Raw genomic sequence first — 22310 nt, forward strand, 5'->3', positions numbered from 1 at the left:
TGATGATTTATGACCTGTTCGCCATCCTCGCACTTGCCATTATATGCCTAATTTTTTGGCAACAAAGACGGCAGGCAGAGTTAGCGAAAAGTATCGCCTCTCGAAAATGTAAAGAGCTCGATTTGCAGTTGCTGAGCGTGGCGCTTAAAGGTCACAAACTGAAAACGCCAGACGGTGTCTGGCGTTGGCATTCGGTTTATCAGTTCGAGTTTTCATCGCTTGGTGATGACTGCTATCAAGGCCACATCTTTATGCAAGGTTTCCAACTAGCCAAGGTGGAGTTGCCGCCACATCGGATGTAAAGACAAACTCATCATAGGGACCAAACGTATCTTGTTTGTGGGCATTCAATACGAAACCAAGTTTCTTGAGAATTCGAATCGACGCCTCATGATCGACATTGGCGGTAGCGATAACTCGCTCTAAGTTCAAATCTCTTGCTGCTTTGGAAAAGAAAGCCTGCACCACTTCACTGGCAATACCTCTGCCCCAGTACTCTTTGTCAAAGATATAACCAAGCTCAGGAAGCGTGTCTAAATCAGAAATAAACACGTGTCCCATGTACTCTCTTGTGTGACTATCAAGCACTGCCATCGCAAATATGGTGCGATCATTGAGTACTTTCTCAAACTGTTTTTTAGCAGAAGATACCGTCTGTGCTCCATTCATCTGAGCACGGTTAATAGCACAACAGTTGAGCATCAAAAATTCAGATTGTAGAGAGTCGTTATAAGGGATCAATAACGATCGGCGAGTCACTATCGTCATGACACATCCTTGTAAGCAGCAATAATTGTCTTTTAAAACAAAGCCGAGAAGTTAAACCAACTGATGGCAATCTTTATTGATCTAGAACGTTTTTTGGCACGTTGTTGTTTGAGTTTTTCTAAAGGTGAGATCTAAGAAAAGCCCCGATACGTTAGTATCGGGGCTATAGTCTTACTCGCAGCAGTCCGGCTACAAAAGTTGCTCCATGCATCTTCCATAATAGTTACTGAATCCTTCAGTATTGTCCTAACTTCGCCGTCCTAGCGGTGTCCTAATCATCCTGATAGCTAACATCCCCGTCAGCTCACTTCACTTGTTCCTTGAGCGGTGTCCTTAGTATCATCCTGATACTGTCCTGACCTCATCCTCGAGGTGTCCATTGCCTTTCCTTAGTCACCAACCATCCTAGCTAGTGAACGTATCCATACAATGTCCTTTCGCTCCATGCCTGATCAACTATCCTAGTCAACCATTCTTCTTCCTGAAGACTCCAATCCTTGGTTTTCCTGTTCCGAGTCAGCATCCTACCGACAGGTTCTAATTTACCCTATTAGCGTTTAGGTACAATCCATCTGTAAAAAATAATTTTTGACTTCGTTGTTCACAAAAGCACCAAAGCATTAAGTATCAATAGCTTATAATAAATAATCCATCTATCCGCCCGTTTAAAACACAGATTGTCTTACAACACTTGTAAGACATATCTCACACGACTTTTCTTAATTTTCCATTAGTCAATAAATCATAGGACCAGTATTATTACCCTTATCAGCACAATGGAGGTTTTATGCTTACTCAAGACGTTAGCCAAGAGCTAAGAAGTATCCTTGAACAGTTACAATCAGAAGGGAAAGAGCCAACGGTTGCTCTGGTGAAGGCTAGATTGAGCACGACTGTACCCATGCCAGCGTTGATCACAACAATCAAAAGCTGGAAAAGCGCAAACCACGTACCCAAGGTAGAAGTCGCCGCTCAAAGCTCAGGTTCTGAAATGGAGCGAATAGCTGAACTCGAAGTGCAAGTCGCGAACTTAACAGAAAGACTTATAGCGCTGGAGAAGAAGTTCGATATCTAAGTGGATATCACTGGACTGATTCATTTGACAGCGATGGAAGCCGTAAACCACTCTTTTAAACACAAACAAAAAAGGCTTGGCGTATTGCCAAGCCTTTTAGTATCCACGGTTGAATTACCAACCTGTTACTTCGCGTAGACCTTTACCGATATCAGCAAGAGACTTAACCGTCTTAACGCCCGCAGCTTCTAGTGCAGCGAACTTGTCTTCTGCTGTACCTTTACCACCAGAGATGATCGCACCAGCATGGCCCATACGCTTGCCTGGAGGAGCAGTAACACCAGCGATGTAAGAAACGACTGGCTTAGTGACGTTCTCTTTAATGAACGCTGCCGCTTCTTCTTCAGCCGTACCACCGATTTCACCGATCATTACGATAGCTTCTGTTTCAGGATCTTCTTGGAACAACTTCAGAATATCAATGAAGTTTGAACCTGGGATTGGGTCACCACCAATACCGACACAAGTCGACTGACCAAAACCTTCGTCAGTAGTTTGCTTAACTGCTTCGTAAGTGAGTGTACCTGAACGAGATACGATCCCCACTTTACCTTTCTTGTGGATATGACCAGGCATGATACCAATCTTACACTCGTCAGGAGTGATAAGACCCGGACAGTTAGGACCGATCATGCGAACGCCAGTTTCTTCTAGCTTCACTTTCACGTCGATCATATCTGTTGTAGGGATACCTTCAGTGATAGTTACGATTAGCTCGATGCCCGCATCAATCGCTTCAAGGATGGCATCTTTACAGAAAGGTGCTGGTACGTAGATAACTGTTGCTGTTGCGCCAGTTGTTTCTACTGCTTCACGTACTGTGTTGAATACAGGAAGACCTAGGTGTGTTTGACCACCTTTACCAGGAGAGACACCACCAACCATTTGTGTGCCGTATGCGATAGCTTGCTCAGAGTGGAAAGTACCTTGACCACCAGTGAAACCCTGACAGATTACTTTCGTGTCTTTATTAATTAGTACAGACATTATTTGCCCTCCGCAGCAGCAACAACTTTCTGAGCTGCGTCAGTTAGAGACTCAGCTGCAATGATATCAACATCAGAATTAGCAAGAACTTCGCGACCTAAGTCTGCGTTAGTACCTTCTAGACGAACAACAACAGGTACGTTTACACCTACCTCTTTAACCGCACCAATAATACCTTCAGCGATCATGTCACAACGTACGATACCACCGAAGATGTTAACGAGTACTGCTTTAACATTGTCATCAGAAAGGATGATCTTAAATGCTTCTGCTACACGCTCTTTTGTCGCGCCACCACCTACATCTAGGAAGTTCGCTGGCTTACCACCGTGTAGGTTTACGATATCCATCGTACCCATTGCTAGGCCAGCACCGTTAACCATACAGCCAACGTTACCGTCTAGGGCTACGTAGTTCAGCTCCCACTGAGCTGCGTGCGCTTCGCGCTCATCTTCTTGCGAAGGATCGTGCATTTCACGTAGCTTAGGCTGGCGGTACATTGCGTTAGAGTCAATGTTGATCTTACCGTCTAGACACAGCAAGTTGCCTTCGCTAGTAATGACAAGAGGGTTGATCTCTAGTAGAGCTAGGTCGTACTGAGAGAACATGTTGCCAAGACCCATGAAGATCTTAACAAACTGCTTAATTTGGTCGCCTTCAAGACCTAGCTTGAACGCTAGCTCACGGCCTTGGTAAGCTTGAGGGCCTACTAGTGGATCGATAGCTGCTTTATGAATCAACTCTGGCGTTTCTTCTGCAACTTTCTCGATTTCAACACCACCTTCAGTTGAAGCCATGAATACAACTTTACGAGTTGCACGGTCAACAACCGCACCTAGGTAAAGTTCGTTAGCAATGTTTGATGCTTCTTCAACTAGGATTTTTGTTACAGGCTGGCCATTCGCGTCTGTTTGGTAAGTCACTAGGTTTTTACCTAGCCACTTTTGTGCGAACTCTTTAACGCCGTCTTTCGTATCGTGTAGCTCTACGCCACCCGCTTTACCACGTCCACCTGCGTGAACCTGACATTTAACTACTTTCTTCTCAGTAGAGATACGACCCGCCGCTTCAAAAGCTTCTTGTGGTGTATCACACGCGTAACCTTCCGGTACAGGCAAACCGAATTCTGCAAACAGCTGTTTGGCTTGGTATTCATGCAAATTCATTTTGATATTCCGTTTATTTTATTATTTCCATAACGGCGCTGTTTTAGCACTCGTCTGTAGGGTCTTCTCAAATCAATCGCGATCTATTTTCTAGTAGCTTAACGATTCAAATGAAGGCCAGACAGTTGAGCTAGTCTAGCCTTTAAAACTATCGCACGCCTAGCCAGAATGACTGACTAGACGTTTTGGCGATATTAAACGTCTAATAGCAGACGTGCTGGATCTTCTAGCAACTCTTTAATCGTCACTAGGAAGCCCACTGATTCACGACCATCGATTAAACGGTGATCGTAAGACAGCGCAAGGTACATCATCGGCAGAATTTCTACTTTGCCATCAACTGCCATTGGGCGATCTTGAATCTTGTGCATACCAAGAATCGCTGATTGTGGCGGGTTGATGATTGGCGTAGACATCAGTGAGCCAAATACACCACCGTTAGTGATAGTGAAGTTGCCCCCCATCAAGTCTTCAACCGTCAGTTTTCCATCACGGCCTTTGATGGCTAGATCTTTGATACCTTTTTCGATATCAGCGAAGCCTAGTGTGTCACAATCTTTTAGAACTGGAGTGACTAGACCGCGTGGCGTAGATACCGCCATGCTGATGTCGAAGTAGTTGTGGTAAACGATATCATCGCCATCAATCGATGCGTTGACTTCAGGGTAACGTTTCAGTGCTTCTGTCACCGCTTTCACGTAGAAAGACATAAAGCCTAAACGAATACCGTGACGCTCTTCGAACTGGTCTTTGTATTGCTTACGAAGATCCATGATTGGTTTCATGTTTACTTCGTTGAACGTCGTTAGCATTGCTGTGCTGTTTTTCGCTTCTAGAAGACGGTTGGCTACCGTCTTACGTAAACGCGTCATTGGCACACGCTTCTGGCTACGAGCAGCCGCTGGCGCATCAACAGCAGGAGCATCTGTTTTTGGTGCCGCTTTAGCGTTCGCAAGATGTGCTTCAATATCTTCACGAGTGATACGACCGCCTACACCAGTGCCTTTGACTTGGCTAGCTTCGAGGCCGTGTTCAGCAAGAAGACGACGAACTGCTGGGCTTAGTGCATCGTTGCTCTCTTCAGTTAGAGACGCTTTATGACGCTTATCTGGAGACGCTTCTGACTCTTCAGTCGTGTCCGTAGTCGGCTCACCCGCTACCGCTCCTGGCTTAATACGAGCAATCAACTGCTTAGAAAGTACTGTTGCGCCTTCTTCTTCAATAATGGCTTCCAGAATACCCGCTTCAGGTGCTGGTACTTCAAGTACTACTTTGTCTGTCTCGATATCAACCAGTACTTCATCACGCGCAACTAAGTCGCCTGGTTGTTTGTGCCATGTTGCCACTGTTGCATCAGCGACAGATTCAGGTAAATCTGGAACCAGAATTTCAATTGTCATATCTGTTTCTTCCTTTAACTTCTAGCTCTTAATCCGAAGTTTTTGTATTCACGTTAAGTGCGTCTTCAACCAACGCTTTCTGTTGTTTCAAGTGTACTGACATGTAACCTACTGCAGGTGATGCTGATGCTGGGCGACCAGCGTATTTAAGATCTGCACCTGCTGGGATGGCAGCACGGAAGTTGTGTTGGCTACAGTACCAAGCGCCTTGGTTTTGAGGCTCTTCCTGACACCAGACAAAATCTTCTACATTGGTGTATTGCTCAATGACAGCCTTAACTTCATCCAATGGGAATGGGTATAGCTGTTCAATACGAACAATCGCCACGTCATCCTGTTCATTGTTACGACGCTGCTCGAGCAGATCGAAGTAAACTTTACCAGAACAGAAAACAACGCGTTTCACCTTCGCAGCTTCTAGGTCATCAATCTCACCAATCGCCGCTTGGAATGTGCCTTCTGCTAACTCTTCAATGGTTGAAGTACATAGCGGATGACGAAGCAGAGATTTTGGAGACATAACCACAAGTGGACGGCGCATCGGTCTTACAACCTGACGACGAATCATGTGGTAAACCTGAGCCGGAGTTGAAGGAACAACAACTTGCATATTTTGTTCAGCACATAACTGAAGGTAACGTTCTAAACGAGCAGACGAGTGCTCAGGACCCTGACCTTCATAACCGTGCGGTAGTAGCATTGTTAGGCCACATAGACGTGCCCACTTCTGCTCACCAGATGAGATGAACTGGTCGATAACAACTTGTGCACCGTTAGCAAAATCACCGAACTGCGCTTCCCAAATCGTTAAGCCGCCAGGCTCAGCCGTCGCGTAACCGTACTCAAACGCAAGTACTGCTTCTTCAGATAGCACTGAGTCGAAGACCTCGAACGGACCTTGCTTATCATGAATGTTCGCTAGCGGAACAAACGTACTAGCATCATTTTGGTTATGCAGTACCGAGTGACGGTGGAAGAAAGTACCACGACCAGAATCCTGACCTGAGATACGAATACGCTTACCGTCATCAAGCAAAGTGGCGTAGGCAAGTGTTTCTGCCATACCCCAGTCAATTGCCTTCTCACCACTTAACATTGCTGTACGGTCATTGTATAGCTTGTTAACGCGGCTCTGTAGTTTGTGGCTTTCTGGATACTGACAAATACGCTGACCAAGCTCGACTAGACGACCTTTGTCAAACTCGTTTTTCCACTCAACGTCCCAGTCATGTCCAAGATATGGCGACCAGTCAACAGAGTGTAATGCCATCGGGCGCCACTCTTTAACAACCACTTCGCCGCGGTCTAGAGCGTCACGATATTCATTCACTAGCTGCGTCGCTGTATCGATCCCGAAGTCACCGCGCTCAATCAACACGTCTGCGTAAAGCTTACGTGGCGTTGGGTGCTTCTTGATCTTTTGATACATCAGTGGCTGAGTCGCATTTGGCTCATCAGCTTCGTTGTGACCGTGGCGACGGTAACAAACAAGATCGATCACCACATCGCGCTTAAATTCATTACGGTAATCAAGAGCGATACGAGTAACGAAGGCGACCGCTTCTGGGTCATCAGCGTTAACGTGGAAAATTGGCGCCTGAACCATCTTAGCGATGTCAGTACAGTACATAGTCGAACGGGTATCGTTCGGGTTTGACGTAGTGAAACCTACTTGGTTATTAACTACGATACGAACCGTACCGCCAACACGGAAACCGCGAGCTTGCGACATGTTGAAGGTTTCAGCTACAACACCCTGACCTGCGATCGCTGAGTCACCATGAATGGTAATAGGAAGCACAGTTGAACCATCAGTATCACCTAAACGATCCTGACGAGCACGAACCGAACCGATAACTACTGGGTTAACAATCTCAAGGTGAGACGGGTTGAATGCTAGCGCTAAGTGGACATCGCCACCTGGTGTTGCGAAGTCAGCAGAGAAACCTTGGTGATATTTAACATCACCCGTACCCCATGAATCGCCATGCTTACCCGCAAACTCATCAAATAGGTCTTGTGGTTTCTTACCAAGAACGTTAACCAGCATGTTAAGACGTCCGCGGTGAGCCATACCAATAACGACTTCGCGCATACCGCTCTTACCGGCATGACGGATTAACTCTTTAGTCATTGGGATTAGCGCATCACCACCTTCAAGCGAGAAACGTTTTGCACCTGGGAATTTTGCTCCTAAGTAACGCTCCAAGCCTTCCGCTGCTGTCAGCTCTTCAAGAAATTCTTGTTTTTCTTCCTTGCTGAACGTTGGTTGGCCAACGACTGATTCCAAACGCTGCTGGATCCAACGTTTTTGCTCAGTGTCAGTCATGTGCATGTATTCAGCACCAACCGAACCACAATAGATTTTGTTCAGCGAAGAGTGGATGTCTCTCAACTTCATTGTATCTTTGCCAATAGCAAAAGAACCTACGTTGAAAGTTTCTTCAAGATCATCTTGTGTAAGATTATGGAATGAAGGATCTAGCTCCGCCACTGGTGGACGTTGCCATAAACCTAAAGGGTCAAGCTGAGCCGCTTCGTGACCACGAAAGCGATAAGCATTGATTAATTGAAGTACTTTTACCTGTTTAGCGTCGACATCAGGATCACTAACTTGGACATTGTAATGCTTCGTTTCTTGAGCGAGTCGTCGGAAGTAGTCACGGACACGTGAGTGTGGTTGTTCGACCACCTCTTCTGATGGCTTAGGTAAACCATCAAAAACACGTTTCCACTCCTCACTTACCAGATCGGGATCACTTAGATACAGTTCGTAGAGGTCCTCTACATACGTTGCATTGGCGCCAGCCAAGTGTGAAGACTCGAGCCACGCCTTCATCACGCCGTTGTGCATATTTTCCCTTAACCAGTAGTTTTCACGTTTGCTTCGGTCTACGCCGAGCTATTAAGAGCCGACCTAGGATAGGTCGGCAATTTGTTGTTAATTACACCGAACGATTAACCAGCATCGTTTTGATATGACCGATAGCTTTCGTCGGATTTAGTCCTTTAGGACAAACACTTACACAATTCATGATGCCGTGGCAACGGAAAACGCTAAATGCGTCATCAAGATTTGATAGACGTTCATCTGTTGCTGTATCGCGGCTATCAATTAACCAACGGTAAGCGGCTAGTAGACCAGCTGGACCAATAAATTTGTCAGGGTTCCACCAGAAAGACGGACATGAAGTTGTACAACATGCACACATGATACATTCGTACAGACCATCTAGATGAGCACGCTCGTCAGGTGTTTGCAGATTCTCACGTGATGGCGGCAGAGCACCGTCATCAATCAAGAAAGGCTTAACTTTCGCATAGTTATCGTAGAACTGCGTCATGTCAACAATAAGATCTCGAACCACTGGCAGACCTGGTAGTGGGCGAATCACAATCTTGTCTGCTTTAAGAGCAGATAGCGGTGTGATACACGCAAGACCATTCTTACCGTTCATGTTCAGACCGTCTGAACCACATACGCCTTCACGGCATGAACGGCGGAATGAGATGCTTGGATCTTGCTCTTTCAGCAGGATCAAAGCATCCAGTAGCATCATGTCAGAACCATCTTCCACTTCAAGTGTGTAGTCTTTCATGTATGGCTTTTGGTCGACGTCCGGATTGTAGCGGTACAAAGAGAAATTCAGTTTCATATTCTTATTCTCCTTTCCTTAGTACGTACGAGCTTTCGGTGGAAACGCTTCACGGTGAACCGGTTCCATGTTTACGTCACGCTTGCTCATGCCTTCCGTTTCTGGATTGTAGATAGAGTGACATAGCCACTGCTCATCATCACGATCTGGGAAGTCAAAACGAGCGTGCGCACCGCGGCTTTCTGTACGGTAGTTTGCCGCTACAGCAGTTGCGTAAGCTGTTTCCATTAAGTTTTCTAGCTCAAGACACTCAATACGTTGCGTGTTGAACTCAGTTGACTTGTCAGCAAGGTGTGCGTTCTTCAGACGCTCACGGATTACCTTCAGCTCTTCTAGACCTTTAGCCATAGCATCGCCTTCACGGAATACCGAGAAGTTGTTCTGCATACATCTTTGTAGATCTTTACGAATTTGCGCTGGGTCTTCACCCTCAGTGCTGTTTTCCCAACGGTTGTAACGCTCTAGAGAACGTTCGATATCCGCTTCTGTCGCTGGTTTCGCTTCCGCTTGCTTCGCTAGAGTTTCACCTAGGTGCAGACCTGTTGCACGACCAAATACGACTAAGTCTAGTAGTGAGTTACCACCTAGACGGTTAGCACCGTGAACCGATACAGACGCAATCTCACCACAAGCAAATAGGCCTTGAACCTCAACGTCCGCGCCATTTGCATCTTGCTTGATTGCCTGACCAGATACCTGAGTTGGGATACCACCCATCATGTAGTGACAAGTTGGGATGACTGGAATTGGCTCTTTAACTGGGTCAACGTGTGCAAACGTACGAGACAGTTCACAAACACCAGGTAGACGTGACTCTAACGTCTCTTTACCTAGGTGATCCAGTTTCAGTTTAATGTGAGGACCCCATGGACCATCGCAGCCACGGCCTTCACGAATTTCGATCATCATTGAACGAGCAACAACGTCACGACCAGCAAGGTCTTTCGCGTTTGGTGCATAACGCTCCATAAAGCGCTCGCCATCTTTGTTTAGGAGGTAACCACCTTCACCACGACAACCTTCAGTTACAAGAACACCTGCACCAGCGATACCCGTTGGGTGGAACTGCCACATTTCCATATCTTGCATAGGTACGCCAGCACGTAGTGCCATACCAACACCATCACCCGTGTTGATGTGAGCGTTAGTTGTTGATGCGTAGATACGACCTGCACCACCCGTTGCTAGGATGGTCGCTTTAGCTTTGAAGTAACAAACTTCACCCGTTTCCATACATAGCGCTGTACAACCTAGAACAACACCATCTTCATTCTTAACAAGGTCAAGTGCATACCACTCAGAGAAAACCGTTGTTTTGTGTTTGATGTTTTGTTGGTAAAGCGTGTGTAGAAGCGCGTGACCTGTACGGTCAGCAGCCGCTGCGGTACGAGCAGCCTGCTCGCCACCAAAGTTTTTCGACTGACCGCCAAAAGGACGTTGGTAGATAGTACCGTTGTCAAAACGAGAGAAAGGTAGACCCATTTTCTCTAGTTCGATAACTGACTCAGGACCGTTCTTACACATGTACTCGATAGCGTTTTGGTCGCCGATGTAGTCTGAACCTTTAACGGTATCGTACATATGCTGTTCCCAGTGGTCTTCATGTGCGTTACCTAACGCAACCGTGATACCGCCCTGTGCTGATACCGTGTGAGAACGAGTAGGAAAAACTTTAGAAAGCAACGCACATGATAGGCCTTGCTCAGAAATTTGTAGCGCAGCACGCATGCCTGCACCACCAGCGCCGATTACAACGGCATCAAATTCGCGAACTGGAATAGACACTTACGCACCCCACAGAATAAATAGACCAGAGAAGAAGTAACCAAACAGTACAGCGATAATGCCTAACTGTAGGCCGCCACGAAGCTTAGCGCACTTGATGTAGTCAGTAAGAACTTGCCACAAGCCAATCCATGCGTGGATTAAAACACAAACTAACGCTAGCATCGTGAACACTTTAGTGAATGTGCCACCAAAGAACTGAGTCCAAGATACGTAAGAAATATCCGTGAAAGCACAGAAGCTAACCAGATAAATAGTATAAAGTGTCATGATGATCGCAGTCGCACGAATCAATAGGAAATCGTGGACACCATTACGACCAAAAGATGAAATATGTTTTACCATACCATTACCCCCGCCAATAGAGACAGAACGGCTGTAGCTGCGAATGCAACCTTAGCGCTCATTGCACCAGATTCCAGCTCTTCAAAATGACCCATATCCATCAGTAGGTGACGAACACCACCAGCGATGTGATAGGCCAAAGCCGTTAAGATGCCCCATAAGATAAACTTCACAAAGAAACCGTCTACAATATCAACAGCCTCTGCATAACCGACTGGGGAGGATAGCGAAATGGATAATAACCACAGCAAAATTCCGACAGCCACAAACGTAATCACACCGGAGACACGGTGTAAGATAGATGCGATTGCAGTGATCGGAAAGCGAATGGTCTGTAAATCTAAATTAACAGGTCTTGACTTTCTTTCTTTCACGGGCTTGCTCACTCAGCTCCATTGAGCATTTATAGTTATGAACGAATTTTGATTGCAAACCTACAAAAGTTAACATTTATTTAACAGTTGACTGCAACAATTGTCGGAGTATTTTGTAAAATAATTGTTAACAACAAGGATTAAAACTTCACCTCACACTTGTTTCAAGCCTTGAATTTATAAGGTTTCCACCAAAATTTACTGCGCCACTATACGGCTGGCAACATTCTAATACAATTGATGTAACAATTTTTGCTACACAGACCAGATTTTTAACGTTACACCTTCAAAAAATCATAACAAGTGCACACATCAGAGGAGAAAAATTGACTTTGATAACGAACACACGTACAAAAATGTCACACAAACATCCTGGACGGATTAAATAATAAACAAAGGAGATTGTTATGGCAGATAAGAAAGCTACCCTTCACGTTGAAGGTCAAGCGCCTATCGAGCTACCAATTACTGAAGGTGTTTTAGGCACACCAGTAATTGACGTTCGTAAACTGGGAGCAAACGGATTTTTCACTTTTGACCCAGGTTTTCTTGCCACTGCATCCTGTGAATCTCAAATCACCTACATCGATGGCGGCAAAGGTATTCTTTTGCACCGCGGTTACCCGATTGATCAGCTAGCTAATAATGCTGATTATTTAGAAGTATGTTACATCCTTCTTTATGGTGAAGCCCCTACACGTGAGCAATACGAGCAGTTCAAAACAACAGTCACTCGTCACACTATGGTCCATGAGCAAATCGCAAGCTTCTTCCACGGCTTCCGTCGTGATGCTCACCCAATGGCTGTAATGTGTGGTGTTGTTGGCGCATTAGCTGCTTTCTACCACGATTCACTCGACATTAATAATGACGTACACCGTGAGATCACGGCATTCCGACTATTGTCAAAAATGCCAACACTTGCGGCAATGTGTTACAAGTACTCAGTTGGTCAGCCGTTCATTTACCCACGTAATGACCTAAGCTATGCAGAGAACTTCCTACACATGATGTTCGCTAACCCATGTGAAGAGTATGAAGTTAATCCTGTTGTTGCTCGCGCAATGGACAAGATCTTCACTCTACACGCAGACCATGAACAAAACGCATCGACGTCTACTGTACGTCTAGCTGGTTCTTCAGGCGCTAACCCGTTTGCATGTATTGCGGCTGGTATCGCATCACTTTGGGGCCCTGCTCACGGCGGTGCTAACGAAGCGTGCCTGAAGATGCTTGAAGAGATCGGTAGCGTAGACAACATCCCTGAGTATGTTGCACGCGCGAAAGATAAAGATGACCCGTTCCGCCTAATGGGCTTCGGTCACCGCGTTTACAAGAACTACGATCCACGCGCAACTGTAATGCGAGAAACGTGTCACGAAGTGCTTAAAGAGCTAAACATCCAAGATCCACTGCTTGATGTAGCAATGGAACTTGAGCGTATTGCCCTTTCTGACGAATACTTCGTATCTAAGAAACTATACCCGAACGTAGATTTCTACTCAGGTATCATTCTTAAAGCGATTGGTATTCCAGTTTCTATGTTTACGGTAATCTTTGCTCTATCACGCACGATTGGCTGGATTGCACACTGGAACGAAATGCACAGCGACCCACTTAACCGTATCGGTCGTCCTCGTCAGCTTTACACAGGTGAAGTTCAACGTGAATTCTCGCCTATCCACGAGCGTGAATAAAACTGATAGTTTCTAAATAGACAAAGGGTTGATGTGAAAACATCAACCCTTTTTTATGAATTCGAGAAAGTGATGGCGAATAAAAGGTGAGTTCCATCAACGCCTCACCTCACAATAAGCTCGACTACCGAAGGGCACAGCCCATCCTTTTCCTAAACTGGATTATCAATGTCGATAAATGTCACATCTAATCCATGCTCCTGTGCCAACCATTCACCCAGAGCTTTGATCCCGTAACGTTCAGTGGCATGGTGGCCGGCAGCAAAGTAGTGCACCCCCATTTCACGAGCCGTGTAGGTCGTACGTTCAGATATCTCACCGGAAATAAACGCATCAAGTCCGAGACGAACTGCCAATTCAATGTAGTCCTGACCACCACCGGTGCACCAGCCGATGGTCTCAATGAGTTTACTGTCATCTTCAGGTGCGATGTGGAGAGGTTGGCGATTAAGCACTTTATCAATTTTATGGGCGAACTCACCACCAGACATAGGCGGGTTTAGGCGACCAAACATTGCGACAGATTGTTCATGACCTTCCATTCCCCCTTCGACCTCAATGTCGAGCAGGCGTGCAAGTTCCGAGTTGTTACCTAATTCAGGGTGAATATCTAAAGGCAGATGGTAACCCAGTAAGTTGATATCATTTTTTATCAGGCTACGAATGCGTTTCCCTTTCATGCCACGAATTGGTTCAGGTTCGCCTTTCCAGAAATAACCATGATGGACAATAATTGCATCCGCATTGAGTTCGATCGCTTTATCAATCAATGCCTGTGAAGCGGTTACGCCCGTCACGACTTTCTCAATGGTCTCTTTGCCTTCAATTTGGAGCCCGTTTGGCGCATAGTCCTTGATCAACTGCGGAGACAGCTTCTCATTCAGAATCTTTTCTAGTTTTAAGTTGTTCATTCTCTTGTCCGATCGATGACTGTTTACTTAGTTGCTTCAAAGTGTATTCCAACCATAGCAACGATACCAGCAGCTCGTTACAATAGTGCCAAACCCAAATTATCAGGTCTTTGGATGAGCCAACTCGAACGTTTCTATCACTGGATAGCGGCTGCGCCTTCACTATTTGAATTAAAAGCCCCTTTCGAGAGCCTTGAACACTTGATACCTCCCCCACTGGAAGCGAGTGAATATCGTGGTAATCCTAGACTCGGTTTTCTCTATCAATATTTGTGTACAGAACTACTCAAGCATAGCGGTCACTATCAGTTAGAAGCCGAAGAGATTCAGGTCAACCAGCCGTCAGGTCAGACGCTTGGTGCCATTGATCTCATTTTAAGCAACACTATTGAGCAACGATTGGAGCATTGGGAAGTCGCCATAAAGTTCTACCTATTGCACCAAGGTACATGGTATGGGCCGAATGCTCACGACCAACTCGATATCAAACTCAATAGAATGTTATCTCATCAACTCAAGATGAGCGCTCGTCCAGAGTTCTTAACACAGTACCCACAATATGAAGATCTGTCAGAGCACTTACTCCTGCAAGGTCGACTTTATATCAATCCTTTTTCCCCTGAAGAGGTTCCTCAACAGTGTTTAGGCTATCGATTGAATCACAGTCAGATTAGTGGCTATTGGTGTTATCAAAGTCAGTGGGAGCAGATTGGAGAGCCACTCTACCCACTTGAAAAACCACAGTGGGCCACGGGGACGGATCTATTTGATACCCCGATAGATAAACCGAACGGGCGCTTTGTGCATGCACAGAGTAAAGAAGGACAGTTTTGGTTTGTTGTGCCGGATAGTTGGCCAGGGGCGAGTAGCGAGTAGCGAGTAGCGAGTAGCGAGTAGCGAGTAGCGAGTAGCGAGTAGCGAGTAGCGAGTAGCGAGTAGCGAAAAATTAAAGGGCTGACGCTCGGCGTCAACCCTTTCTTGATACTGAAACTGCAACTTCAGACCATTGCTCGCCTTCTAGAAGGACGAAGCGTAGCCTAAGAGGCACCTTCGCTTTAAAGCCCAGCTTTAGCGAAAACCTGATTCACAATCTCTTGCGCTTCGGCTTCGATCTGTTTCAGGTGTTCTGCACCTTTAAAGCTCTCGCAATAGATTTTGTAAATATCTTCAGTACCTGACGGACGCGCTGCAAACCAGCCGTTTTCAGTCGTTACTTTAAGACCGCCAATCGCTGCGCCATTGCCCGGAGCATGAGTCAGACGCGCTGTGATAGCATCACCCGCTAAAGTCTCCGCCGTCACCATTTCAGCTGAAAGCTTCTTCAGTACCTCTTTTTGCGGGCCGTTCGCCACAGCTTGAATACGGTTGTATTCAGAAGTGCCGTGCTTAGCTGCAAGCTCTTCATAGTATTGCTGAGGATTTTTGCCAGTTACTGCGGTAATTTCAGCGGCTAGCAGACATAAAATAATGCCATCTTTGTCGGTTGACCAAGGCGTACCGTCCTTACGTAAGAAAGACGCCCCTGCACTCTCTTCACCACCAAAGCCAAACTTACCTTCGTAAAGGCCATCTACAAACCACTTAAAGCCCACAGGTACTTCGCATAGTTCACGACCTAAGTCCGCGACAACTCGGTCAATCAAGGCACTTGATACTAGCGTCTTGCCTACCGCGACATCTTTACCCCAGCCTTCACGATGACGATATAGGTAGTCAATACACACGGCTAAGAAGTGGTTCGGGTTCATTAGGCCTTTCGGTGTAACAATACCGTGGCGGTCGTAATCTGGGTCATTACCAAACGCTAAATCATACTCATCTTTAAGTGCTAAGAGGCCAGCCATCGCGTAAGGCGACGAGCAGTCCATACGTACCACGCCATCTTTATCTAGAGACATGAACTGGAACGAAGGATCAATCGCTTCACTGACCAAGGTTAAATCTAGATTGTACGCTGTTGCGATCTGACGCCAGTAATCAATGCCACTCCCCCCTAATGGATCGACACCAATTTTAAGATTCGATTTTTGAATCGCTTCCATATCGATCACATTCACTAAGTCATCGATGTATGGTTTCACAAGATCTTTTTGAATGAATAGCTCTGACGCTTTTGCTTGTGCTAACGGCATGCGTTTCACGCCTTGAAGCCCTTCAGCAATCAGTGCATTCGCACGATCTTGGATAGCCTGAGTCAGTTCACCTTCGGCAGGGCCACCATGTGTCGGGTTGTACTTAATACCACCATCTTGTGGTGGGTTATGGGAAGGCGTAATAACGATACCATCGGCTTTATCTTGGTTTACTAAATTGTGCGTCAGGATTGCATGAGAGACACCAGGTGTCGGGGTATAGCCGTTATTTTCCTGTACAATCACTTGCACACCATTGGCGACTAGCACTTCTACCACTGTCGAAAACGCAGGCTCAGAAAGTGCGTGAGTATCTTTACCCACAAAAAGTGGTCCTGTCGTTCCTTTTTCAGCACGTACTTCAGCAACAGCTTGAGCAATCGCCAGAATATGGTGCTCGTTAAAGGTCACTTTATCCGCCGTACCGCGATGGCCAGAAGTACCAAATTCAACTTTGTGTGCTGTGTTTGAAGGATTAGGTTGGAGAAGGAAGTAATTTGAAACTAACGCTGGAATATTGTGTAGATCTTGCTGCTGAGCTTTTTGTCCCGCTCGTGGGTGCATCGCCATTTTGACATCCTTTCTAAAATACAGAGAAATAAAAAAACCTCATAATACGTGAACTATATAACGCATTATGAGGTTTGAATCAGATAATTTTGATTTTTAAATCGAGTTTGTCACTTTCTCGATGAGATCTGATGGGAAACTCATTCGCGTCATAAGTTGCTCAACCATCTGTCTTTTTCGACTGGTATTATTATTGGTAATAACCCAAAAAGGTGAACCTGGAATCGCTTTTGGCTTAGTCGTATTACCGTTGGCAAGTAGGGTCTGCTCGTTATCCGCGAAGTAAACTCGCTTACGGCCTTTAACTTGCGTTGCTTCAGAGAAACCATTTGGATTAATGTGATGCAGCGTAGATAAAACAAGCATGAAGCGATCAATCGCTTTTTTAAGACCAGCAAACTCATCGGAAATAAGCAGAGAACGCATCTCTTTGACACTGTCTACTGTCTCTTCTTTAATTGCATCTTTGCTAACCACTACACCCTTTGGTTGCGTCGCTACCTGCGGTTGGCTTGCTACCGAGCTCTGTACATCCGTCATCAATAGACGGCGTAAGATATCCGAAGCACTCTCGCCAATATGCTGGGTTTGACTTGCGATGTAACGGTATAGATCCTCATCAACCTCAATTGTTTTCATTCGCTTTTCACAATCTCTATGTTTAAACTCTGGGGGATTATAGCGAGATCTTTAAAGAGACTCTACGGTTAACCGGTAACGAATAAAATAAAATGTCACATCTGCTCAACTACAAAGTCGAAGGTGAGGGTCACACCATAGTTTTGATCCACGGTTTGTTTGGTAATTTGGACAACCTTGGGCTATTGGCTCGAGATTTGCGCCAAGATCATCAAGTGGTTAGTGTCGATCTAAGAAACCATGGTCAATCGTTTCAGAGCGAAGAGCACAGTTATCCGCTCATGGCGGAGGATGTCTACCAATTACTGACATCACTGGAGTTTGAGTCCTACACTCTTATTGGTCATTCAATGGGTGGAAAAGTGGCCATGAAGGTAGCTGAAATGGCAGCAGATCGAGTTGAAAAACTGATCGTTTTAGACATGGCGCCAGTGAAATACACGCAAAACCGTCACGACAATGTTTTCCAAGGATTACAGGCTGTTACCGCGGAAAAACCAGCTAACCGCAAGCAAGCTCTCGATATCCTCGCACAACATATTGAACTCGAAGGCGTGCGACAATTTCTTGGCAAGTCCTTATACAACAACGGCACTCATCTCGCGTGGCGTTTCAATGTAGAGAGCTTATTGGCTAACTATACGGAAATACTCGGCTGGCAACCTATCGAATCCATTGACACTCCGACCCTCTTTATCAAAGGAGGAGATTCAGATTACCTCACTGGTGAACATCAACCGCTCGTCCAGCAGCAATTTCGTCACGCCAAAGCTCATGTGATCGCGAATACTGGTCACTGGCTTCATGCAGAAAAGCCAGCTGAAGTGCTGCGTGCAATACGTAAATTTATTGCTTAAAACAGAATGAGAGGTCAGTTGTGCTCTGACCGTTAACTTTAGTGAGCAACAATGGTATAGTGCGGCGCAAGTAATTTGGCACAAAGGGATTCCATGCTTTACGACTACATGAATATGCTCGAGTCTATTGGTCTCGATCTACTTTTCGCGTCTATCTTTTTCTTGATTGGTATGGCGATAAAAGATGTCTTAAAAGCGGGTAATGTTCCCCCTTTCGGTCGTCGCATTGTATGGTTAGTCCTATTTCTTGGCTGTGCTGGGTTTATTGCTAAAGGCATTATCCAGCTAAGTTGGGAAGGTGGTGGTCTAGGCTGATCAAGTCGGGTCACAACAGATAATAGTTAAAGGTAACGAATCTATGGCAAGTGTAGGCATCTTCTTTGGTAGCGACACAGGTAACACTGAAGCTGTTGCAAAGATGATTCAAAAGCAACTAGGTAAACAACTGGTTCATGTTCAAGATATTGCGAAAAGTAGCAAAGAAGACATCGATAACTTCGACCTTCTTCTTCTTGGTATCCCAACATGGTACTACGGCGAAGCGCAATGTGACTGGGACGACTTCTTTCCAGAGCTAGAGCAAATTGATTTCTCAACTAAGCTAGTTGCGATCTTTGGTTGTGGTGATCAGGAAGACTACGCAGAGTACTTCTGTGATGCAATGGGTACAGTACGTGACATTGTTGAAGCGAAAGGCGGCACTATCCTTGGCCATACTTCTACTGAAGGCTACGAATTCGAAGCATCAAAAGGTCTAGTCGAAGGCGACGACAGCCTATTCGTTGGTCTATGTATTGATGAAGATCGTCAACCAGAACTGACTGAACAGCGCGTCATCAACTGGTGTAAGCAAATCCACGAAGAGATGTGCTTAGCAGAGCTAGAAGACTAATCGCAATTCAAGTTGTTTAAAACCTCCCATTGGGAGGTTTTTTTATGCTGTCTGTTGTTCACCCTCATCCCTGAATTGGGGTTTCTTCCTCACGTATAGCTTGCGCTGCACTTCAGAAACAATGTTGCCCTGTTTATCTTTGACATAGATAACAAACTCGGGGAAACATTTCTCACCTTCCGCCGTCTGCGACAGAATGTTTTGCAATTGATCGTCTGTCACTCGAAATTCGGCAAACAGATCACTCTGGCCGGGCTTAATGAAGTTGATACTGGCTTCCTTATCCCAAACGTAATACCGTTCACCCAGAATCCCCATCAGCATCAGAGAGTAAGTTGGATCGGTTAAAGAAAAAATACTGCCACCATATTGGGTTCTGTTGGCATTTTTGTTCCACCAACGCAGCTTCAATTTCATTTTAACTTCACGAAAGTCATCACTGATCGATAGGATTTTAATGCCAGCCCCCCAAAACGGAGGCCATGAGTTGAGAGCAAATTTAACCACACCTGGCTTATAGATTTTCGCCAAAGACTTATTCATTGTTCTTCCCTAACTGTGTCTAATTGCGAATTGTTAACTGATTGTAACTGGTCGGATGTCCTTTATCAGTGACTTTGCACTAGTTTATAGAAAAATACTAGTAACCCCTTGAAGTTCGTGGTTTATTGTTGATGTCTACTACCCTATAATGATAGGAATATTGAATTCTGTTAATTACTGCAGATCATCAACAGGAAAGTATATGTCAGACAATAACCAAGCGCTCAAGGATGCTGGTCTAAAGGTAACCCTTCCTAGACTTAAGATTTTAGAAGTCCTACAGCAGCCAGACTGCCAACATATTAGCGCTGAAGATTTATATAAGAAGCTGATTGATCTAGGGGAAGAGATCGGTCTAGCTACCGTTTACCGCGTATTAAACCAATTTGATGATGCAGGTATCGTAACTCGCCACCACTTCGAAGGTGGTAAATCTGTGTTTGAACTGTCTACACAGCACCATCATGACCACTTAGTGTGTCTTGATTGCGGTGAGGTTATCGAATTTTCGGACGACGTAATTGAAGAGCGTCAGAAGGAAATTGCTGCCAAATACAACGTGACGCTAACCAACCACAGCCTATACTTGTACGGTAAGTGCAGTGATGGTACGTGCAAAGGCAATCCGGACGCGCACAAAGCTAAATAATAAAAAAGCACCCTAGGGTGCTTTTTTAACAAGCATAGTGCTCATCTCTGAAGCGAAAAAAATGCCAGTCTCAAGACTGGCATTTGTGGTCACTTTGGTTGTGATTACTGAGCTTCGATCTTCGCCCAAGTATCACGCAAACCAACGGTGCGGTTAAAGACCAACGCATCGGCTTTAGAGTCTTTAGCATCGGCGCAGAAGTAACCCATACGCTCAAACTGATAACCTTTCTCGCCCTCTGCATCCGCTAGGCTAGGCTCAACAAAGCCGTTTAGTTTTACCAATGAGTCTGGGTTAATTGTCTCAGCGAAGTTATCTGCTGCTGCTGGGTTTGGCACGGTAAACAGACGATCATACAGACGAATTTCAGCTGGTAGGCCTTTATCTGCTGATACCCAGTGAATAACACCTTTCACTTTACGACCATCCGCAGGGTTCTTACCTAGCGTTTCATTGTCGTAGCTACAGAAGATAGTTGTGATGTTACCTTCTGAATCTTTCTCTACGCGTTCCGCTTTGATCACGTAAGCACCACGCAAACGAACTTCTTTACCAAGAACTAGACGCTTGTACTTTTTGTTACCTTCTTCACGGAAGTCTTCACGTTCGATCCAAAGTTCACGAGTAAATGGCACTTCACGCTCGCCCATTTCAGGTTTGTTTGGATGGTTCGCGACAGTCAGTGACTCAATGTTACCTTCTTCGAAGTTTTCAATAACAATCTTAACAGGATCTAGCACCGCCATCGCGCGTGGTGCGTTCTCATTCAGATCATCACGAATACAAGACTCTAGTGAGCCCATTTCGATCATGTTTTCTTGCTTAGTTACACCGATACGTTTACAGAACTCACGGATTGAAGCAGGCGTGAAGCCACGACGACGTAGACCTGAGATTGTCGGCATACGCGGGTCATCCCAACCATCAACCAGTTTTTCTGTGACTAGTTGGTTCAGCTTACGCTTAGACATTACTGTGTATTCAAGATTCAGACGGCTGAACTCGTACTGACGAGGTTGGCAATCAATAGTGATGTTCTCAAGAACCCAGTCGTACAGACGGCGGTTGTCTTGGAACTCTAACGTACAGATTGAGTGTGTAATGCCTTCTAACGCATCAGAAATACAGTGCGTGAAATCGTACATTGGGTAAATGCACCATTTATTGCCTGTTTGGTGATGTTCAGCAAAACGAACACGGTAAAGCACAGGATCGCGCAGTACGATGAAAGAAGACGCTAGGTCAATCTTAGCTCGTAGACACGCCTTACCTTCCTCGAAACCGCCGTCTCGCATCTTTTCAAATAGCGCTAAGTTTTCTTCAGGAGTACGGTCACGGTACGGGCTTGGCTTACCTGGTTGAGTAAGTGTGCCACGGTACTCTCGGATCTGCTCAGGACTTAGCTCTTCAACGTACGCTAAGCCTTTGTTAATTAATTCCACTGCGTAGCCGTAAAGCTTGTCGAAATAGTCTGATGAATAACATACTTCACCATCCCACTCGAAGCCTAACCAGCTCACATCATTCTTAATTGACTCAACGTATTCAACGTCTTCTTTTTCTGGGTTTGTATCATCAAAACGAAGGTTACATTTACCCTGATAGTCCTGAGCAATACCGAAGTTCAAGCAAATTGACTTAGCGTGACCGATATGCAGATAGCCATTTGGCTCTGGCGGGAAACGAGTATGCACGCTTGTGTGTGTACCATCCGCTAAATCTTTATCGATGATCTGGCGAATGAAATTCGATGGACGAGCTTCAGCTTCACTCATCTATAGCACCTCAATTGTTGTAGTATTGTCAGAGAAATTGATCTTCGAACAGGCGTGAGCATGTTCAAAGCATATAACGACTAATGATC

General features: G+C 45.5%; 22 protein-coding genes. 8 read left to right on the plus strand and 14 right to left on the minus strand.

All coding sequences use genetic code 11. The features are described from left to right. Positions 1-2: 2 nt before the first annotated feature. A complete protein-coding gene (locus ACQEXR_RS13690) occupies positions 3-302 on the plus strand; it encodes a DUF3301 domain-containing protein (protein ID WP_427020549.1) in 300 nt (99 codons plus the stop codon). Here the strand turns inward: ACQEXR_RS13690 and ACQEXR_RS13695 are convergent. After that, a complete protein-coding gene (locus ACQEXR_RS13695) occupies positions 250-768 on the minus strand; it encodes a GNAT family N-acetyltransferase (RefSeq protein WP_427020550.1) in 519 nt (172 codons plus the stop codon). The genes ACQEXR_RS13690 and ACQEXR_RS13695 overlap by 53 nt on opposite strands. A gap of 787 nt (positions 769-1555) precedes the next feature. Here ACQEXR_RS13695 and ACQEXR_RS13700 point away from each other — a divergent pair. Further along, entirely contained in the window at positions 1556-1843 is a 288-nt protein-coding gene (locus ACQEXR_RS13700; protein WP_426952396.1) for a hypothetical protein, read from the plus strand. A gap of 114 nt (positions 1844-1957) precedes the next feature. On the opposite strand, the gene sucD is transcribed toward ACQEXR_RS13700, so the two are convergent. From sucD to sdhC, 8 genes are all read right to left on the minus strand, one after another. Beyond that, complete coding sequence (gene sucD, locus ACQEXR_RS13705) at positions 1958-2830, minus strand: succinate--CoA ligase subunit alpha (RefSeq protein ID WP_138971793.1); 873 nt, start codon at positions 2828-2830, stop codon at positions 1958-1960. Next, on the minus strand, positions 2830-3996 hold the full coding sequence (gene sucC / locus ACQEXR_RS13710) for an ADP-forming succinate--CoA ligase subunit beta (RefSeq protein ID WP_138971792.1): 1167 nt from the start codon (positions 3994-3996) through the stop codon (positions 2830-2832). The genes sucD and sucC overlap by 1 nt, the downstream gene beginning before the upstream one ends. Positions 3997-4190: 194 nt before the next feature. Then, positions 4191-5396 (minus strand): 2-oxoglutarate dehydrogenase complex dihydrolipoyllysine-residue succinyltransferase, encoded by a 1206-nt coding sequence (gene odhB, locus ACQEXR_RS13715; RefSeq protein ID WP_427020551.1) that lies wholly within the window; start codon positions 5394-5396, stop codon positions 4191-4193. A 28-nt stretch (positions 5397-5424) separates the two neighbouring features. Further along, entirely contained in the window at positions 5425-8250 is a 2826-nt protein-coding gene (sucA, locus tag ACQEXR_RS13720; protein ID WP_331417968.1) for a 2-oxoglutarate dehydrogenase E1 component, read from the minus strand. Between the two features lie 91 nt (positions 8251-8341). Then, on the minus strand, positions 8342-9052 hold the full coding sequence (locus ACQEXR_RS13725; protein WP_138971789.1) for a succinate dehydrogenase iron-sulfur subunit: 711 nt from the start codon (positions 9050-9052) through the stop codon (positions 8342-8344). 18 nt (positions 9053-9070) lie between these two features. After that, entirely contained in the window at positions 9071-10837 is a 1767-nt protein-coding gene (gene sdhA / locus ACQEXR_RS13730; RefSeq protein WP_269378202.1) for a succinate dehydrogenase flavoprotein subunit, read from the minus strand. Further along, positions 10838-11182 (minus strand): succinate dehydrogenase, hydrophobic membrane anchor protein, encoded by a 345-nt coding sequence (gene sdhD / locus ACQEXR_RS13735; RefSeq protein ID WP_138971787.1) that lies wholly within the window; start codon positions 11180-11182, stop codon positions 10838-10840. Beyond that, on the minus strand, positions 11176-11568 hold the full coding sequence (sdhC, locus tag ACQEXR_RS13740) for a succinate dehydrogenase cytochrome b556 subunit (RefSeq protein ID WP_006881303.1): 393 nt from the start codon (positions 11566-11568) through the stop codon (positions 11176-11178). The genes sdhD and sdhC overlap by 7 nt, the downstream gene beginning before the upstream one ends. A 395-nt stretch (positions 11569-11963) precedes the next feature. On the opposite strand from sdhC, the gene ACQEXR_RS13745 reads away from it, so the two are divergent. Continuing rightward, the gene (locus tag ACQEXR_RS13745; RefSeq protein WP_269378199.1) at positions 11964-13253 is read left to right on the plus strand and encodes a citrate synthase; all 1290 of its coding nucleotides are present in this window, start codon (positions 11964-11966) and stop codon (positions 13251-13253) included. Between the two features lie 152 nt (positions 13254-13405). Here the strand turns inward: ACQEXR_RS13745 and ACQEXR_RS13750 are convergent, their stop codons facing one another. After that, positions 13406-14164, minus strand: a complete 759-nt coding sequence (locus tag ACQEXR_RS13750) for a Nif3-like dinuclear metal center hexameric protein (protein ID WP_331417969.1) — start codon at positions 14162-14164, stop codon at positions 13406-13408. A gap of 114 nt (positions 14165-14278) precedes the next feature. Here ACQEXR_RS13750 and ACQEXR_RS13755 point away from each other — a divergent pair, with 114 nt between their 5' ends. Then, a complete protein-coding gene (locus ACQEXR_RS13755; protein WP_331417970.1) occupies positions 14279-15040 on the plus strand; it encodes a DUF1853 family protein in 762 nt (253 codons plus the stop codon). 179 nt (positions 15041-15219) lie between these two features. On the opposite strand, the gene pgm is transcribed toward ACQEXR_RS13755, so the two are convergent. After that, positions 15220-16866, minus strand: coding sequence for a phosphoglucomutase (alpha-D-glucose-1,6-bisphosphate-dependent) (gene pgm, locus ACQEXR_RS13760; RefSeq protein WP_427020552.1), 1647 nt, complete (start codon positions 16864-16866; stop codon positions 15220-15222). A gap of 96 nt (positions 16867-16962) precedes the next feature. Beyond that, the gene (gene seqA, locus ACQEXR_RS13765; RefSeq protein ID WP_138971782.1) at positions 16963-17505 is read right to left on the minus strand and encodes a replication initiation negative regulator SeqA; all 543 of its coding nucleotides are present in this window, start codon (positions 17503-17505) and stop codon (positions 16963-16965) included. A 92-nt stretch (positions 17506-17597) separates the two neighbouring features. On the opposite strand from seqA, the gene ACQEXR_RS13770 reads away from it, so the two are divergent. The 3 genes from ACQEXR_RS13770 to fldA all read left to right on the plus strand — a co-directional run bounded on the left by ACQEXR_RS13770 (position 17598) and on the right by fldA (position 19254). Beyond that, a complete protein-coding gene (locus ACQEXR_RS13770) occupies positions 17598-18362 on the plus strand; it encodes an alpha/beta fold hydrolase (protein ID WP_427020553.1) in 765 nt (254 codons plus the stop codon). A gap of 93 nt (positions 18363-18455) precedes the next feature. Beyond that, entirely contained in the window at positions 18456-18677 is a 222-nt protein-coding gene (locus ACQEXR_RS13775; RefSeq protein WP_053440537.1) for a DUF2788 domain-containing protein, read from the plus strand. A gap of 43 nt (positions 18678-18720) precedes the next feature. Then, entirely contained in the window at positions 18721-19254 is a 534-nt protein-coding gene (gene fldA / locus ACQEXR_RS13780) for a flavodoxin FldA (RefSeq protein ID WP_138971779.1), read from the plus strand. A gap of 42 nt (positions 19255-19296) precedes the next feature. Here the strand turns inward: fldA and ACQEXR_RS13785 are convergent, their stop codons facing one another. Beyond that, the gene (locus ACQEXR_RS13785) at positions 19297-19797 is read right to left on the minus strand and encodes a DUF4442 domain-containing protein (protein WP_331417974.1); all 501 of its coding nucleotides are present in this window, start codon (positions 19795-19797) and stop codon (positions 19297-19299) included. A gap of 202 nt (positions 19798-19999) precedes the next feature. On the opposite strand from ACQEXR_RS13785, the gene fcrX reads away from it, so the two are divergent. Next, positions 20000-20446: a ferric iron uptake transcriptional regulator FcrX gene (gene fcrX / locus ACQEXR_RS13790; RefSeq protein WP_138971777.1), complete on the plus strand. Its 447-nt coding sequence runs from the start codon at positions 20000-20002 to the stop codon at positions 20444-20446. A 104-nt stretch (positions 20447-20550) separates the two neighbouring features. On the opposite strand, the gene glnS is transcribed toward fcrX, so the two are convergent. Further along, positions 20551-22221, minus strand: a complete 1671-nt coding sequence (gene glnS, locus ACQEXR_RS13795) for a glutamine--tRNA ligase (RefSeq protein ID WP_331417976.1) — start codon at positions 22219-22221, stop codon at positions 20551-20553. Positions 22222-22310 lie beyond the last annotated feature (89 nt).

Source organism: Vibrio sp. TRT 2004 (assembly GCF_050113735.1).
In the GTDB taxonomy this organism is placed as follows: Bacteria; Pseudomonadota; Gammaproteobacteria; order Enterobacterales; family Vibrionaceae; genus Vibrio.

Excerpts from the sequence above, each read along its gene's own strand:
- sucA (WP_331417968.1), bottom strand. The coding sequence starts at position 8,250 with ATGCACAACGGCGTGATGAAGGCGTGGCTCGAGTCTTCACACTTGGCT.
- ACQEXR_RS13770 (WP_427020553.1), top strand. The coding sequence starts at position 17,598 with ATGTCACATCTGCTCAACTACAAAGTCGAAGGTGAGGGTCACACCATA.
- ACQEXR_RS13785 (WP_331417974.1), bottom strand. The coding sequence starts at position 19,797 with ATGAATAAGTCTTTGGCGAAAATCTATAAGCCAGGTGTGGTTAAATTT.
- sucD (WP_138971793.1), bottom strand. The coding sequence starts at position 2,830 with ATGTCTGTACTAATTAATAAAGACACGAAAGTAATCTGTCAGGGTTTC.
- ACQEXR_RS13750 (WP_331417969.1), bottom strand. The coding sequence starts at position 14,164 with ATGAACAACTTAAAACTAGAAAAGATTCTGAATGAGAAGCTGTCTCCG.
- glnS (WP_331417976.1), bottom strand. The coding sequence starts at position 22,221 with ATGAGTGAAGCTGAAGCTCGTCCATCGAATTTCATTCGCCAGATCATC.
- odhB (WP_427020551.1), bottom strand. The coding sequence starts at position 5,396 with ATGACAATTGAAATTCTGGTTCCAGATTTACCTGAATCTGTCGCTGAT.
- ACQEXR_RS13745 (WP_269378199.1), top strand. The coding sequence starts at position 11,964 with ATGGCAGATAAGAAAGCTACCCTTCACGTTGAAGGTCAAGCGCCTATC.
- sucC (WP_138971792.1), bottom strand. The coding sequence starts at position 3,996 with ATGAATTTGCATGAATACCAAGCCAAACAGCTGTTTGCAGAATTCGGT.
- ACQEXR_RS13700 (WP_426952396.1), top strand. The coding sequence starts at position 1,556 with ATGCTTACTCAAGACGTTAGCCAAGAGCTAAGAAGTATCCTTGAACAG.
- ACQEXR_RS13725 (WP_138971789.1), bottom strand. The coding sequence starts at position 9,052 with ATGAAACTGAATTTCTCTTTGTACCGCTACAATCCGGACGTCGACCAA.
- pgm (WP_427020552.1), bottom strand. The coding sequence starts at position 16,866 with ATGGCGATGCACCCACGAGCGGGACAAAAAGCTCAGCAGCAAGATCTA.
- fldA (WP_138971779.1), top strand. The coding sequence starts at position 18,721 with ATGGCAAGTGTAGGCATCTTCTTTGGTAGCGACACAGGTAACACTGAA.
- ACQEXR_RS13755 (WP_331417970.1), top strand. The coding sequence starts at position 14,279 with ATGAGCCAACTCGAACGTTTCTATCACTGGATAGCGGCTGCGCCTTCA.
- seqA (WP_138971782.1), bottom strand. The coding sequence starts at position 17,505 with ATGAAAACAATTGAGGTTGATGAGGATCTATACCGTTACATCGCAAGT.
- fcrX (WP_138971777.1), top strand. The coding sequence starts at position 20,000 with ATGTCAGACAATAACCAAGCGCTCAAGGATGCTGGTCTAAAGGTAACC.
- ACQEXR_RS13695 (WP_427020550.1), bottom strand. The coding sequence starts at position 768 with ATGACGATAGTGACTCGCCGATCGTTATTGATCCCTTATAACGACTCT.
- ACQEXR_RS13775 (WP_053440537.1), top strand. The coding sequence starts at position 18,456 with ATGCTTTACGACTACATGAATATGCTCGAGTCTATTGGTCTCGATCTA.
- ACQEXR_RS13690 (WP_427020549.1), top strand. The coding sequence starts at position 3 with ATGATTTATGACCTGTTCGCCATCCTCGCACTTGCCATTATATGCCTA.
- sdhD (WP_138971787.1), bottom strand. The coding sequence starts at position 11,182 with ATGGTAAAACATATTTCATCTTTTGGTCGTAATGGTGTCCACGATTTC.